Consider the following 13,259-nt stretch of genomic DNA (forward strand, 5'->3'; position numbering starts at 1 on the left):
AGCAAATGAATATGGATCTACTTAGCAACTAGGGTCGCCGACTGACTATTGAGCTAAGCAGCTGTATACCTAAGGCTTTAATAAGGCAAAAATGTGATTGTTGTAGAAACGTTCATTTTTGAATATGGCGCGTTTTAACACCGCTTCTTGCTCAAAACCTGACTTCTCTAGTAACTTCATTGATGCATGATTGTCGTCAAACACTGCGGCAAAGATCCGTTCAATATTGGTCTCGTTAAATACCTCTGACGTAATGTGTAAAATGGCTTTATGAGTAATTCCTTTGCGCCAATGGCTTTTTGCGAGCCAATAGCCTATTTCACCAGAGCGTTCATATTCAAACTCGCCAGGGTTAACACCTATACAGCCGATAAGCTGCTGACCATCGCAAATCGCCCGAACATAGCCGTGTTTACTGCCTTCATTTACCCACCAAATGGCATCTTGCTTGGTGTAAGGTTGCGGAATTTTTGTTGATAAATACCGGACGACATCAGGATCGTTCAAAATCACGACCATGTTGTCAACATCATTGGCTTGGAACGGTCTTAGCTTGAACATTGGACTCCCTTTCAATAAATTTAAACGTATATTCATCAATAAGTTACCATTCCCTTTCGAGGTATGCAATGCGTGCTTTGTGCAGAGAAAAGCAAGCTGGGGTTGGTTGTCGTCATCGGCCTTTATTTTGCGTATTTTAATTTCATTATGTCTGGAAAGAGCGTCGTTGTTGAAGGGGAAGAAGGCGGTGTGATGTGATGGTACGTACTGGCCTGATAATCAAATTTCATCTGGCCGTTTTTGTAGTGTGTTCGAATTCTCAGATAATTTGATCACAAGAATGCATATTTATGTTGACCGGGACTTCTCAAGCCAAGATAGTGATAGAATTTCAATATTATCGCGTTAATGTTGACCGTTTTGATAAAAGAAAAGGATAGCTGAATTATGGTTTTCTCTGAAAGTGAAAAAAACACCTTACTTGCCCTCAAAGGAGTCGGTCCTACGGTGATAAAGCGTTTTGAAGAAATCGGTATTTGCAGTTTGAGCGAGCTTGCAACTTATGAAGTTGAAGAAATTGCTGAGCGGGTCGCTTCTATGTTGCGAACAACCTGCTGGAAAAACAGCCTACAGGCCAAAGCTGCCATTCAAGCTGCAATCACAAAGGCGCGTGAGATGAACTAGCGTGTAAAGCCCCTTTACGGGGCTTTATTAACGGTTTACTAAGCAACAGTTTCTACAAAGTTGAGGTCAAAACGTCCATCAGGGTCTTCTACTTTAATAAGCTCGTTAAAGGGCTTACTTTTCAGCGCTTTATTTTCTGCAAAGATGTTTAGGAATAGTGCTTTTACTTCGTTTCCGCATAGTGCCTCGGCGAGCGCTTCATGAGATAGCTTGAATAACAGATCCATATTCTCGTCCTCATCTTCAACGAGTTCTATATCTTCCCAGCTCTCGAAAATGTCTCTCAGTTTACTGACTTCTGGACAATCATCTTCAAAGTCAGACAAGATGATAAACTCGTCTGAAGCAACATTTTTATGCTGTTCGAAACGGCTGTCGGGCAGGCTATAGATATTCCAATTTACATCGTAATGCCAAAACTCAACAGATAACGACATATGAGAATAAGTACTTTGATTTACATAAAATTTTAGTTCGTTGATACGCTTTTTAATGAGCGTAATTAAAACGTTTTCATAGGCTTCAATAAGCGTATTTTTATCAAACATAATGTATCCTAACTGCAGTCTTAAATACTAAAACTACGTGCTCCTAAGTTTGTTCTCAGTATTAATGCCACTCTACTATGTAAATGTGAACTTTTGTTACTGGCATTTGCTAAAGGGAAATTTATCCAAAACAGGTTCATTTAACCACTGGTGTACAAAAAATGCCAGCCTATACATAGCCAGTATGGCTTTAATCTGACGGTATACTTCTAGTCAAAATAAGTTTGCTGTTTCGTTGTATATCCGTTGCACTATACCCATTTCGACGACCAGCTGGTTAGGAGTATGTTCGGTTGATAGCTCCAACAATTCGCCCGTGTACCACTGTGAGCTGCGTCAGGTAATAACCAGTGCGCTTAGGTGTATACTGGAGGCGCTAATATTAAGCGGCTCCTTAGGATTATCTTTGGCGTACATAGTAATTTTTTACCACGCAATCTAAGTATCTTACTGCGTTCACATGTTTAAATTTAAGCGGTTCGTTTAAATTTCCGAATAAAGGTATTCCACCACCTAAAACAGTTGGAATGGTCGTGATAATTAGCTCATCAATGAGATCTTGTTGTAGAAAGCTTTGTATGGTTTGTCCGCCATCAATGTAAAGGTTTTTAAATCCTTGCTGAGCTATTTGTTTGACGATATCTGTCAGTTCACCCCGCACAAGCGATACCTTGTCTGCAAAGGTTTTTGGTACGTCTTTAAGCGTATTACTTAATACAAAAACAGGTTTATGGTATGGCCATTCGCAATCAAATCCTTGGATTGTCTCAAAGGTATTACGTCCCATGATGATGGCATCTACGCGGGCCATAAAATCGGCGAACCCCAAGTCTGAACTTTCAGGGTTAGGTAATTCGTGTAGCCAGTCTAAGCGGTTATTTTTATCCGCGATAAAGCCGTCTAGGCTTGCCCCAATATAGACGATGTTTGCCATTTTATACTCCGATTGAACCCTAAACCATTTCAAGATAAAATAAATTCTACGGTGTAGAATTTATTTTATCTTAGCGAGAGTAAACAATGAGTGTCAAGGATAAGAAGCGTGGCCGACCGTTAGCGGAAGGTGAAGCACTAAGTCAGGAGCGGATCATACAAGCAGCAAAATTGCAGATGAAGGAAAGTAGAAAAGTACCTAGTATTCGAGCGTTGGCGAGCAGCCTAAATGTCGATGCGATGGCAATTTATCACTACTTTAAAAACAAACAGGCTTTGCTCGAAGCTTTGACCTGCTCTTTAGTCGATGAAATATATGAACCTAGCTGCGATGAAAAGTGGCAAACAGAACTACAAAAGCTCAGTGCAAGTTATTTACAGCTACTCGACGACTATCCAGGATTGTTAACTGTGCTGCTATCAATGGACTCAGTGGGTCCAGCTCAGGTATTTCAAACTCGATTTGAAGAAGTGACTCAAACGCTTGAATTACAAGGGCTGGCACAACAAAATGCGATTAGCTTACTGGTAGATTATCTACATGGTGTTGCACTTGCTATGGAGTGTAACCCAGATAGAGAAGCGTTAAATGTCTCGATGACAAGCGGTGCAATTGCACTAATTTGTAAAGCGATTGAGGCTTAAGTGTCATTGTGTTGTGGTGTTGTAAAGGGGCATTACAACACCTATAGGCGAAGTACCTGTTAGAGACGCTTGAGATAACGGTTTGGAGTGGTACCGATTATTTCTTTAAAGTCTCTTATGAGGTGGGACTGATCGGTATAGTCCAACTGAGCCACAATGTCTGCCATTGTAGTCGCATCAGATTCAAGCAGTGCAAGCGCTTGGTGCAGGCGATACTTTCGAATTAGCCATTTGGGACTAAAACCAATGTAGTGCTGGCAGAGCCTTTGTATTTTTCGTATTGGCATGTCGCATTGTTCGGCTAGTTGCTCGACCGTAGAAATATCGCTGTGATCTTGCAAAGTGTTGAGAATATCAGCAGCCATAGCTGCACCTGTGCTTGAGGGGAGTGTATACGGCATTAAAAACTGTGATAGCACTTTTACCCGCTCTGCGTCATCATTTGCTATCGTTAATGAAGCAATAAGGGGACTCGACGGTACATCGCAAAGATGCTCCAAAGAAAAAGTTTTATCGACACATGCCAAAGGGGTGATATCAAATTGCTCTACTAGGGCACCTACCCTAAATTTAACCCCCAAGATCTGCCCTTTCCCCTGCATTGTGTAATCGTATACTTTACTTATAGGGCCAATAATTCGTATTTCATTTTCATCTAGCAGTAAATGAAAGTTGGGATCTGGTAAGTTTCGTTGTGTATGGGTTTTATTATCCGGCAAACACCAGTCGACAAACCAAAACTGCTCGACAAGACCTTTTAACTCTGTACATGGGAAATACCGTCTAAGCTGGTAGTTTGGAGCGCTTTGTTGTTGGTGAAGTACACCGTTGATTGGGCTAAGGTTAGATTTCATCGCTGCCTTGTTATGAATAGAGCTCATTGTTTGTTGTCGCGTTTTTACAATACCAATTTTAAATTGCGTGCTAGATTTAAAAGAAGCTGCATAAAACTGCAGAGCAAGGTCAAACTCTTCCACTATAAAATTAAGGGAAATGCGATGCAACTAACAGGTGTGTACGAAATTATCAATTGGCAAGAAACCACAGAAAAACAATTTGATGATGGTGCTAAACTCTCCAAAGCTGTGGTGAGCCTCAGTTATATCGGTGAAATTGAGGGCAATAGCGAAGTTTATTATCAGCTTCACTATACCGAAGAAGGTGATGTTGAATTTAATGGCTTTGAGGCTGTCACCGGGTGCTTTTCTGGGCAACAAGGTAAGGTTGTATTGATGCACGACGGCCGTTTTAAGCACGGCAAAGCACATAGCAACTTTACGGTGGTACAGAGCGATGTTGACGCTATTGCAGTGGGTGACAAAGGGTCATTTGAGTCTACTGAGGGAAAAAAGGCAAACTACCAAATAACACATAATTGATAGTTTTATCGTGGTTACGCTAGGCTAAGTAACGTTGTCTTCTCGTGTCTAGCGTATACAGCGCGTCAACTAACTCTGCAAAGTGACTAATGACGACATCAGCTTGCTCTGCGTAGTGAGGTTTGTCATTGGGGGCAAACAAGCATGACGGCATGTTGGCGTTATGTGCCGCTTCGATATCGTAGAGGTAATCGCCAACATAAACACATTGATAAGGTGGCACTTGCCACGTTTGTGCAACTTGCAGCAGCGCTGCAGGGTCTGGTTTGGCTGGTGCGTCGTCCCTCGTTAAAATCAATGGGATTGGCAATCCCGCCGTTTTAAGCTTTAATCGCGCCGCTTTTGCAAAGTTTCGAGTCACGACGGCAAGCGGGACACCCATTCTCGAAAGCTGCGCAATGGATTCCCTCACCCCTGGAATGACCTCACAGTGCTGTGCGTCACATAATTCATGTTGGTGGACAATGTTCATAGCCTCTTCACGCATGTAAGGTGAAGGCAATGCACTGATAAAACTGAGTAAGTCTTGACCTACCGGGCAGCCAATTTGTGCCCGAATAAGTGAGAAATCGAGTTCAGATGTCACTAGCGTGCCATCTAGGTCAAAAATGATGCCTTTAACCGGTATCCTATCCATTTTTAATATCCTTTGGTTTCGCATATGTACTGCGTAGCCCTACTTAAAGGTAGGTACGTAATTGAAGTTTGTAAAGATCAAGACGATGGAGTTTTGCTTTTGCGAGATGAGTGGCTCACTGATGGTAACGGTGAGCCACTTTTTAGGCTTTTCGAGTGTATTAGGCTAGTTTGCGTAGTAGTCCTTGTGTGTTTTGTTTCATGGTATTCGCCACCATAAAGTAACCAATCACAGCGACGAACGTTGCGCCTGTTGCAGGCCCTAATAACCAAATATAGGGGTGCAAGCGGCCATCTACATCGAACGTTTGGACTTGGATCACGAAAAGTGCAATGTCACTGACCACGGCGGCTACCAGCCCTGCCAATCCGCCAAGTAATAAAAATTCATAAAGCGTGGCGAGTTTTATCAAACGACCTTTAGCACCGAGCGTGCGCAAGATAACGATTTCTTGCATGCGTTCAGCAAGGCTCGCTTGAACCTGAGAAATTAACACCAAAGAGCCGCTGATAAGCACGATACTCAGTACAAAGCTAATCGCTAGTGATACCTGAGAAATCATTGACTGTGCCTGTTTGAGCTGGCTCTGAATGTCGATCATGCTAATCGTCGGATAGGCTTTTAAGAATTGACTAATCACCTTAGTGTCAGTTGTTTCAAGCTTGGCGGCAGTAAAGTAAGTCACAGGGAATTGGCCGGCGATTTTATCGTTAAATATCATCACAAAGTTGGGTTTCAATGAGCCCCAATTGACACTACGTAAACTTGTCACTTCGGCTTCAATTGTTTGACTATTGATTAGGAAGCTAAGCGTGTCCCCCACTTTTATCCCTACCCGCTCGGCAAGCCCTTTAGCAACGGAAACTTGAAGCACATCAGAATCATCAAACCACTTGCCGTCAACTACTTCATTGCCTGCAGGTAATTCATCTAGCCAGGTAAGGTTGAGCTCTCGCCCTACCCCTTCACGTGCATCTTTGTCTTTTTCTTCACCTTCTTGCAGTGAGACTCGGCGCGCAAACTCTTCACCATTTAAAGCATTTACACGGCCCAAAAATACGGGATAAAAATGCGCATGTTTGATGCCACTCTCATCGAGTTTGCTCTGCATTGGCTGAATTTCTTGTTCCGCGATATTAATAAAGAACGCATTGGGCGCGTCTTCAGGCACCTGCATCTGCCAATCCGAGATCATGTCGTTTTTCAGCACCACCAAAAACAGCATCAATTTGATAGCAAGGGCAAAGCTAATAAGCTGTACCGCGTTTGCATTTGCGCGTTTTTGCAGTGTGGCAATGGCAAGAGACCAACTTGAGCCCGGGCTCAAACCAAGTTTCCTACCTGCTGAAAATAATAGTCGTGAGATCACGTATAGCACGGCCATGAGTAGCAAGGTTGCGCCAAATAGAATTGCGGTGATCTTAATGTCGCGACTAAATAGCCACATCAACCCGAAAATAGTTAATACAGAGAGCGCCATATGAATTCGACTAATCGCGATGGTGTCTCCAAGGTTACGTCTTAGGACGCGCAGCGGCGGGATATCAAACAAATCTAATAGTGGTTTCAGTGAAAACATCATGGCGCACACTACACCCACAGCGATGCTCAGCAGCCAAGGCCTAAACCCTGCCTCAGGTAGGGCTGTATCCATAAAATTAATTAGGTAAGAGGCTCCAACACTTTGCAGCCCATAGCCAACAGCAAGACCAACCACAACGGAAAAAAAGGTCACTAAAGAAAGGTGTAAAAGGTAAATGCGGCGGATGGTTTTACGACTACCACCGAGTGTTTTCATCATGGCGACGGGATCATATTGACGCTCACAGTAGCGTTTTGCAGATACCGCCATCGCCACGGCAGCAAGCATGATCCCGAACAGTCCTGCAAGGAGCAAAAAGCGCTCTGAGCGGGCTAAGTTTTCACCCAAAGGTGATTGCCTATCCTTCACCCCTTGCCAAGATTGGTTGCTTTTGAGTTGAGGCTTAAGCCAAGTGTAGTACTCTCCCAGCTGTTGTTCTGAACCCGAAAATAATAGCCGGTAAAACACCCGACTACCGGGCTGAATGGCTTTAGTTACCGGAATATCATCATAATTAATGAGGACGCGTTTATTCCCCGCCAGCGAGAAGAAAGGAGCATCTGGCTCGCTAATGAGTACCTTACTCACGGTAAACTGCCCAGCCCCTATTTCTACCTCGTCGCCAATGTTAAGGCCTAGCGAGTAAAAAAGGCCTTCACTTAGCCATACATTGCCCTTTTTTGGGGCGGCTTGAACTTGGTAATTCTCGCCATTAAGGCTATCTCTTAGGGTAAGCTTACCTCTTAGTGGATATGTCTCTGTCACGGCTTTTAGCGAGCCAAGTATTAACTCATCGTTGGCAAATAGCATAGAGTCAAAATACACTTGCTTGGCAGTATTTAAGCCAAACTCTCGTGCTGTGGTTAGTACTCTGTCGTCGAAATCATGGTTGCTCGAAAGCCGCCTGTCAGCCGCGATAAAGTCTGCGGATTTTTGTTCTAAATTCAAACGGATCCGTTCGGTAATGGAAGACAAGCTAAACACAGTCAATACTGCAAGCGCAATTGCAGCTAGGATGATGGTGAGCTCGCCTCGCCTAAATTCCCTAGAGAATAAAGTAAGTGCTAACTTAAACCACATTTACTGCCGCTCCTTGTTTTATTACTTCTAGTTTACCAGCTTCAATATGAATAATGCGGTCACACTGTTGCGCGAGTTGTTCATCATGGGTGACGAGCACTAAAGTCGTGCCATTTTCTTTGTTGAGATCAAACAGCAACCGCTCGATAAGATGGCCGTTTTTACTGTCTAAGTTTGCCGATGGTTCGTCGGCGAATAGGATTTTGGGTTTGCCAACAAAGGCTCTGGCGATGGCCACTCGTTGCTGTTCGCCACCCGAAAGTTGTGAGGGATAGTGCGTTAGGCGATGAGACAAGCCAACCTTTTCTAATAGCTCTGTCGCTTGATTTTTTGCACCTTTGTCCCCAGCTAATTCAGCAGGAAGCATTACATTTTCAAGCGCCGTTAAGCTTTGCACTAGCATAAATGACTGAAATACGAAGCCGACTTTTTCCGCTCGTAGCTGAGCTCGAGCTTCTTCATCCATTTTTTGCAATGATTCGCCGTCTAAATGAACTTCTCCTTTGGATGCGATATCTAAGCCAGCGAGCAAACTAAGTAAGGTTGACTTACCTGAGCCAGAAGCGCCAACGATAGCCACGGACTCTCCTGACTTGACAGTGAAATCGATATCACTAAGGATAGTGAGATTACCTTCGACGGTAGAGACCTGTTTAGTAAGGCCTTTTACTTGGATCATATTTAACTGAGAAAGCACTGACATGAAGTACTATTTCCTAAAGTTGTTGTTCATACTTGTTATTGTAATGACGCCGTTAAGCGCAAATGCCAAGCAAAAACTCATGATAGTTGGTGATAGCTTAAGCGCCGCTTATGGCCTGAAACAAGATGATGGTTGGGTTAAATTGTTACAAAATAAATACGAAGGAGAACAAAATCCGATCGAAATTATCAATGTTAGCGTTAGCGGTCAAACCACAGGTAATGCTGTGGCAAAAATAAATCAGCAACTAAAAACGATTTCGCCTACTCATGTATTAATCGAATTAGGCGGTAATGATGGCTTGCGTGGCTTCCCTGTTAAAAGGTTAAAGGCAAATCTCACACAGCTGGTGCAATCTAGCCAACAAGCAGGCGCCAACGTTGCCGTAATGGAAATCCAAATACCTCCTAACTTAGGTCCGCGTTATACCAGTATGTTTACCGAGAGCTACCAACAAGTGACAGAGCAAACCAATAGCTACCTAATGCCCTACTTTATGCTAGAAGTGGCGGACAAACCGGAATTAATGCAAAACGATAACCTACACCCAAATAAAGAAGCGCAACCTCTAATTCGCGACTTTATGTATCAAGCAATCAATCAATGGCTGGCAAAATAAGCATACAAAGTAAAAAACCCGCTAAGAGCGCGGGTTTGGGTGTGTTTTAGTTTGAAACTCTAACTTATAGCGATTACTTGAAGTTTGCGATGCTTGTTTTAGTCGCATCTACTGTTTTCCAAGCATACGATTGACCAACTACACCGTAAGGCACGCCACCAAGAGACCAGTTCGGGTTAGCGAAGTAGTCGTACTGTGTTGCATTACCAAATACATGTGGATAAGCCATGATACTGGCGAAGTTGTCTTGTACACCATGGCCCATGCCATCAACGTATACACCACCGCTGGTATCACCCTGCTTACGTGAATGCGCAAGACCTTGGTTGTGACCAAGTTCATGAACAAATGTTGTTGCACCACAATCGATACCTGTAATGCTGAACATACGGTTGCTCATGCTTGAATATAGGTTGCCATTGCTACCTTGACCTACCCAAGCTAGACCACATGTGATGTAGTTACCATTGCGCTCACCTGTACCAAGTACAGCAACCATATCTGCACGCCAAGTGTTACGCAGGTTAGCGACATAATTGCTGTTAGTGATGTTGTTTAGCCATGCACTAGTTGGAGTTATATTATGATTGCCTAGGTTTTCGGTACCAGCAAGACGTAGCTGAAGGTCGATACCATTTTGGCTATACACTTGGTTTGTAAATGCAATCAGCTGATTGATTTTAGTATTAATGTTTGACGTAGCAGCCGCAGATTGATCGGTATAAAGAATACCGATATCAACGGTGACTGCCGATGCGCTTGCAGATAGAGCGAGTGCTGTTGCCAGCGATGCTGCCTTTACTGTTGTTTTCATTGTTTTTCCTTTCTTTTAGTTAACGTTACTTTTGGGTTGAAAAATATCTTCCTTCACTGAAACTGAGTTATGCTCTGTTTCGTCATGGCTATCATGCGGATGCAGCTCTTCTTCTTTATGGGAGCGGTAAAGGTCTCGTTTTGCTGCAATCCAACCATATTGGTCTTTTGATTCAAATACATAGTTGCCACTTGGCGCGGTGAGCTGGCCATATACGGCGTCTTTGCCTACGGTTAAAACGGTGGTATGAAAACGACCATCGGCACCAGTTACTTTACCGAATACGCTTTTATCGCCGTTTTCAGCCAAAGAAATGCCTGTCACTTCTGCTACAAATGACTCTTGTGTTTGCGGAATTAGCAATTCAAAGTTATCGCCACCTTCTAATTTTCTGAGTGTAGGCAAGTCAAACTCAATATAAGCTTCATTGTTTAAGTCTTGTGGTAAAACTTTTGCGGCTGATAGCACGGCTTTTGCTTGATTGGATACCTTATTCACCGCATAAAAATCGCTACTTTTTTGTATTGATGGTGCTGCGGTGATAGCTTGCTCAGGGCCTAGTTCAAGAGCTTCAAGCTGTGGGATCGCCTTAGGCTCATCTTCTGAGTTGTTTGAAACTTGAATTACATTTGCACGTGACGGCTGAGCTTCTGGCATCATTTTCCAAAAAGCAATTCCAATAAAACCAACAAGTAATGCAACAATGAGCAATCGCATAATTCACCACGAAGACGTTAATAAGTGGTGAAATACTATTCATGTTGAGGGTTTGTGATCAACTTTTAATTTACCAGTTGTTTTCATATTGGTTCATTAAAATTAATTATCTTCATGATATATATGTATAAATCTCATTAACAAATCTTTACAATACAGTGTGGTTAAGTGTGTTACGTCGTGGAACTGTCAAACTTATGTAACCAAAGTATGTTTTTGAAAGTAATTGTTTAGATTGGCTTTATTTTTTCAACTGGTAGTATTATTTATCCTTTAGCTTCTATCTACTTGATTTCTATATTCAAAGTTTTCTGCTTTAGTTGAATCTTTTATTTACATTCCTGATGCGTGTTCAGGGTATTTTGCCATTTGTTTTGAAAATTGTTGTTTGACTTGGTCAAATAACTGATCAGGCGTGAGCTCCACAGTATTGTCAATCGCTTGCATAACAACAAAAGTTTTACTGCGATAGTCTATTGCCATAGGCACAATGGGTACTTGAGCGGATTGTGCGATGTAGACGAAGCCTTTTTTCCACTCTGGGGTGTATTTACGTGTTCCTTCTGGAGCTAAGCCCAAAATCAATTTGTCGTTGGCATCAAAGATATCGCGAACCTGCGTGACCATACCATGAGGTATATCTCGCCTAACCGGAATACCACCCCATTTGCGTAATAACCAGTCAAATGGTGGGATAAAAATGGTGTGCTTGCCTAGAAAACGAATTTCAACATCAAGTGCAAGTTTTACCGCAATGGCGATAAAGAAGTCCCAATTTGACGTATGCGGTGCGACGGCTGCTACAAATTTGTCTTCACTTGGGAAGCTGCCAGCTATCTTCCATCCCATCATCTTAAGCATCAAGCTCCCAAGCTTTCGACCAATAGGGCTGTTCGAGCGCGGAATATTAGGTGGAACATTGATCAAGGTAATGGCCTTCTTTGTTTTTGTTATTTATTGGTGGTGAATATATTTTAGCTGAAAGTTCTATATACCAAACGCTGGTGTGTGATGCCATAGTATAAAATGAATTACTGATTAGGCAGAAAAATCTACAAAAGAGCGATTGAGCTAAGTTAGCTCCCTTATGCGGATCCCAGTCCCAGATTAATTAACCAAAACTAGGGCCTGTTGATCTTTCAAGTTTGTTTTTGCAGCAGTTTGATTGGTATTTATACAAGGCAGAGTCTGCGTAGCATAGTTATTCTATGTGAGTCAGGCGATAACACAGTAGAAATGCCAATCAAGCGCTGCCCTTCGGGTTCACCTGAGTGCGCTTTGTTCATTGTTGCTCAACTTTTGCTTAGATTACTAGGCGGCAAGTCGAGCGCCGCGACCAAAACACACTCAGGGGAACAAAAATCAAACAGCAAAGGTAAACAGGCCCTAATAACTCAAGTTTCAATAGCTTGCCACTCTGATCAGTTTGGCGATATGCACTGATGGATAGGTTGCCAAGTATATTTGGGGTTAAACAGGATATCCCTTGTATGGCCACTTAAGTTTGGGTTTTGAAGTTTTAGTGCTTTCCTATCTTTAAATTTAGCTTTTGCAATGGCTTCACGAGTAATTGGATGATTGAAAAACAGTTTATCAAACGAGCCGTCTTCAATTGCTTTATTGAGACCATAGGTGAGACGATCCTTGAGTCGACTATTGTTTTTATTGACGAAAAAATACATCGCGGCGGGGTAACAAAACGCGAACCTAGACTCTACCACTGTGCTATCTAAGCTTTGTAACTCCGTCCACGGTTCGTGAAGTGCGCGAGGGAAGAGTTCAAAGCGCTTTTCTTCTAACATCTTTGGTAGCAAGGAAGCCATGCTAGTGACCACAACAAAGCCATTTTTTTCGTAGATTGAGGTATCGGGCCAGTCGATACCACTGCCAAGTGTAAAACTCATTAATTGTGCGGGTGAGTTCAATAGAGAGAGTTTTTCTTCGGTATCTTTGTGGATGAGAAATAAACGCGCGCCCATCATCCCTTTTAGTAACGGCACATATACCGTCGCTAAACTCTTTTCCCGTTTGATTGACGTCATACTCCAGTGAACATCTAAAAGCTTTCCTTGTTCCAATATTTCTAAGGTGCGTCCTTGGGGGGTATGGTCGAATGAATTTTCACTGAGTTGGTAAGCGCCGTATTTATCGCGGCTCTTATTTAGAGCAAGTCTTAGTAACGCAATGTAGTAGTCTTGCTTAGGGTCTGCAAATTCTTTAGAAATATTATAGCGCACCAGGTCGCTTGCACAGACGCTAGATGACGTCAGTAATATGAATATCAGGACTAGCTTAATTGAGGCAATCATTCCTTTTCCTCATCGCTCATTAGGAAGTATTCTTTAACTCTAGCGCAGAACGTGAGTTGATAAAGTAAAAAAGGCACCGAAGTGCCTTTTATTTTAGCGAGTTAGATA

At 42.7% G+C, this 13,259-nt stretch carries 15 protein-coding genes and 1 pseudogene; 5 read left to right on the forward strand and 11 right to left on the reverse strand.

Annotated features, from left to right (window positions below; translation table 11 throughout):
• Positions 1–69: 69 nt before the first annotated feature.
• Complete coding sequence (locus B1L02_RS20980; protein WP_088532706.1) at positions 70–561, reverse strand: GNAT family N-acetyltransferase; 492 nt, start codon at positions 559–561, stop codon at positions 70–72.
• A gap of 129 nt (positions 562–690) precedes the next feature.
• On the opposite strand from B1L02_RS20980, the pseudogene B1L02_RS24770 reads away from it, so the two are divergent.
• Both B1L02_RS24770 and B1L02_RS20990 read left to right on the forward strand, forming a co-directional pair.
• Positions 691–910: pseudogene (locus B1L02_RS24770) on the forward strand (nuclear transport factor 2 family protein); the annotation flags it as partial.
• A gap of 38 nt (positions 911–948) precedes the next feature.
• Complete coding sequence (locus tag B1L02_RS20990) at positions 949–1,185, forward strand: helix-hairpin-helix domain-containing protein (RefSeq protein WP_088532707.1); 237 nt, start codon at positions 949–951, stop codon at positions 1,183–1,185.
• 38 nt (positions 1,186–1,223) lie between these two features.
• Here B1L02_RS20990 and B1L02_RS20995 read toward each other — a convergent pair whose 3' ends face one another.
• Both B1L02_RS20995 and B1L02_RS21000 read right to left on the reverse strand, forming a co-directional pair.
• The gene (locus B1L02_RS20995) at positions 1,224–1,733 is read right to left on the reverse strand and encodes a hypothetical protein (protein WP_088532708.1); all 510 of its coding nucleotides are present in this window, start codon (positions 1,731–1,733) and stop codon (positions 1,224–1,226) included.
• A 400-nt stretch (positions 1,734–2,133) separates the two neighbouring features.
• Complete coding sequence (locus tag B1L02_RS21000) at positions 2,134–2,667, reverse strand: dihydrofolate reductase family protein (protein ID WP_088532709.1); 534 nt, start codon at positions 2,665–2,667, stop codon at positions 2,134–2,136.
• A gap of 86 nt (positions 2,668–2,753) precedes the next feature.
• Here B1L02_RS21000 and B1L02_RS21005 point away from each other — a divergent pair, with 86 nt between their 5' ends.
• Positions 2,754–3,311, forward strand: coding sequence for a TetR/AcrR family transcriptional regulator (locus B1L02_RS21005; RefSeq protein WP_088532710.1), 558 nt, complete (start codon positions 2,754–2,756; stop codon positions 3,309–3,311).
• Positions 3,312–3,370: 59 nt separating this feature from the next.
• Here the strand turns inward: B1L02_RS21005 and B1L02_RS21010 are convergent, their stop codons facing one another.
• Positions 3,371–4,165, reverse strand: a complete 795-nt coding sequence (locus B1L02_RS21010) for a helix-turn-helix domain-containing protein (RefSeq protein ID WP_223192178.1) — start codon at positions 4,163–4,165, stop codon at positions 3,371–3,373.
• A gap of 144 nt (positions 4,166–4,309) precedes the next feature.
• Between B1L02_RS21010 and B1L02_RS21015 the strand changes: the two genes are divergently transcribed.
• Complete coding sequence (locus tag B1L02_RS21015; protein ID WP_088532712.1) at positions 4,310–4,690, forward strand: DUF3224 domain-containing protein; 381 nt, start codon at positions 4,310–4,312, stop codon at positions 4,688–4,690.
• A gap of 19 nt (positions 4,691–4,709) precedes the next feature.
• On the opposite strand, the gene B1L02_RS21020 is transcribed toward B1L02_RS21015, so the two are convergent.
• The 3 genes from B1L02_RS21020 to B1L02_RS21035 all read right to left on the reverse strand — a co-directional run bounded on the left by B1L02_RS21020 (position 4,710) and on the right by B1L02_RS21035 (position 8,692).
• Positions 4,710–5,327, reverse strand: coding sequence for an HAD family hydrolase (locus B1L02_RS21020; protein WP_088532713.1), 618 nt, complete (start codon positions 5,325–5,327; stop codon positions 4,710–4,712).
• A 160-nt stretch (positions 5,328–5,487) separates the two neighbouring features.
• Positions 5,488–7,989, reverse strand: coding sequence for an ABC transporter permease (locus B1L02_RS21030; RefSeq protein WP_088532715.1), 2,502 nt, complete (start codon positions 7,987–7,989; stop codon positions 5,488–5,490).
• Entirely contained in the window at positions 7,979–8,692 is a 714-nt protein-coding gene (locus B1L02_RS21035; RefSeq protein WP_010376092.1) for an ABC transporter ATP-binding protein, read from the reverse strand. The genes B1L02_RS21030 and B1L02_RS21035 overlap by 11 nt, the downstream gene beginning before the upstream one ends.
• Between B1L02_RS21035 and B1L02_RS21040 the strand changes: the two genes are divergently transcribed.
• Positions 8,691–9,311, forward strand: a complete 621-nt coding sequence (locus B1L02_RS21040; RefSeq protein ID WP_088532716.1) for an arylesterase — start codon at positions 8,691–8,693, stop codon at positions 9,309–9,311. The genes B1L02_RS21035 and B1L02_RS21040 overlap by 2 nt on opposite strands.
• 73 nt (positions 9,312–9,384) lie before the next feature.
• On the opposite strand, the gene B1L02_RS21045 is transcribed toward B1L02_RS21040, so the two are convergent.
• The 4 genes from B1L02_RS21045 to B1L02_RS21065 all read right to left on the reverse strand — a co-directional run bounded on the left by B1L02_RS21045 (position 9,385) and on the right by B1L02_RS21065 (position 13,151).
• Positions 9,385–10,125, reverse strand: a complete 741-nt coding sequence (locus B1L02_RS21045; protein ID WP_088532717.1) for a reprolysin-like metallopeptidase — start codon at positions 10,123–10,125, stop codon at positions 9,385–9,387.
• A gap of 15 nt (positions 10,126–10,140) precedes the next feature.
• Positions 10,141–10,842, reverse strand: coding sequence for a hypothetical protein (locus tag B1L02_RS21050; protein WP_088532718.1), 702 nt, complete (start codon positions 10,840–10,842; stop codon positions 10,141–10,143).
• 333 nt (positions 10,843–11,175) lie between these two features.
• Positions 11,176–11,769, reverse strand: coding sequence for a 1-acyl-sn-glycerol-3-phosphate acyltransferase (locus B1L02_RS21055; RefSeq protein WP_088532719.1), 594 nt, complete (start codon positions 11,767–11,769; stop codon positions 11,176–11,178).
• Positions 11,770–12,263: 494 nt separating this feature from the next.
• Positions 12,264–13,151 carry a hypothetical protein gene (locus tag B1L02_RS21065; RefSeq protein WP_088532721.1) on the reverse strand — a complete coding sequence of 296 codons (888 nt, stop codon included), beginning with the start codon at positions 13,149–13,151 and terminating at the stop codon, positions 12,264–12,266.
• Positions 13,152–13,259: the final 108 nt, after the last annotated feature.

This window comes from Pseudoalteromonas piscicida, assembly GCF_002208135.1.
GTDB lineage: Bacteria > Pseudomonadota > Gammaproteobacteria > Enterobacterales > Alteromonadaceae > Pseudoalteromonas > Pseudoalteromonas piscicida_A.

Bases quoted from the DNA above. Each gene is read 5' to 3' on its own strand.
- B1L02_RS20980 (WP_088532706.1), bottom strand. From the start codon at position 561: ATGTTCAAGCTAAGACCGTTCCAAGCCAATGATGTTGACAACATGGTC.
- B1L02_RS20990 (WP_088532707.1), top strand. From the start codon at position 949: ATGGTTTTCTCTGAAAGTGAAAAAAACACCTTACTTGCCCTCAAAGGA.
- B1L02_RS20995 (WP_088532708.1), bottom strand. From the start codon at position 1,733: ATGTTTGATAAAAATACGCTTATTGAAGCCTATGAAAACGTTTTAATT.
- B1L02_RS21000 (WP_088532709.1), bottom strand. From the start codon at position 2,667: ATGGCAAACATCGTCTATATTGGGGCAAGCCTAGACGGCTTTATCGCG.
- B1L02_RS21005 (WP_088532710.1), top strand. From the start codon at position 2,754: ATGAGTGTCAAGGATAAGAAGCGTGGCCGACCGTTAGCGGAAGGTGAA.
- B1L02_RS21010 (WP_223192178.1), bottom strand. From the start codon at position 4,165: ATGAAATCTAACCTTAGCCCAATCAACGGTGTACTTCACCAACAACAA.
- B1L02_RS21015 (WP_088532712.1), top strand. From the start codon at position 4,310: ATGCAACTAACAGGTGTGTACGAAATTATCAATTGGCAAGAAACCACA.
- B1L02_RS21020 (WP_088532713.1), bottom strand. From the start codon at position 5,327: ATGGATAGGATACCGGTTAAAGGCATCATTTTTGACCTAGATGGCACG.
- B1L02_RS21030 (WP_088532715.1), bottom strand. From the start codon at position 7,989: ATGTGGTTTAAGTTAGCACTTACTTTATTCTCTAGGGAATTTAGGCGA.
- B1L02_RS21040 (WP_088532716.1), top strand. From the start codon at position 8,691: ATGAAGTACTATTTCCTAAAGTTGTTGTTCATACTTGTTATTGTAATG.
- B1L02_RS21035 (WP_010376092.1), bottom strand. From the start codon at position 8,692: ATGTCAGTGCTTTCTCAGTTAAATATGATCCAAGTAAAAGGCCTTACT.
- B1L02_RS21045 (WP_088532717.1), bottom strand. From the start codon at position 10,125: ATGAAAACAACAGTAAAGGCAGCATCGCTGGCAACAGCACTCGCTCTA.
- B1L02_RS21050 (WP_088532718.1), bottom strand. From the start codon at position 10,842: ATGCGATTGCTCATTGTTGCATTACTTGTTGGTTTTATTGGAATTGCT.
- B1L02_RS21065 (WP_088532721.1), bottom strand. From the start codon at position 13,151: ATGATTGCCTCAATTAAGCTAGTCCTGATATTCATATTACTGACGTCA.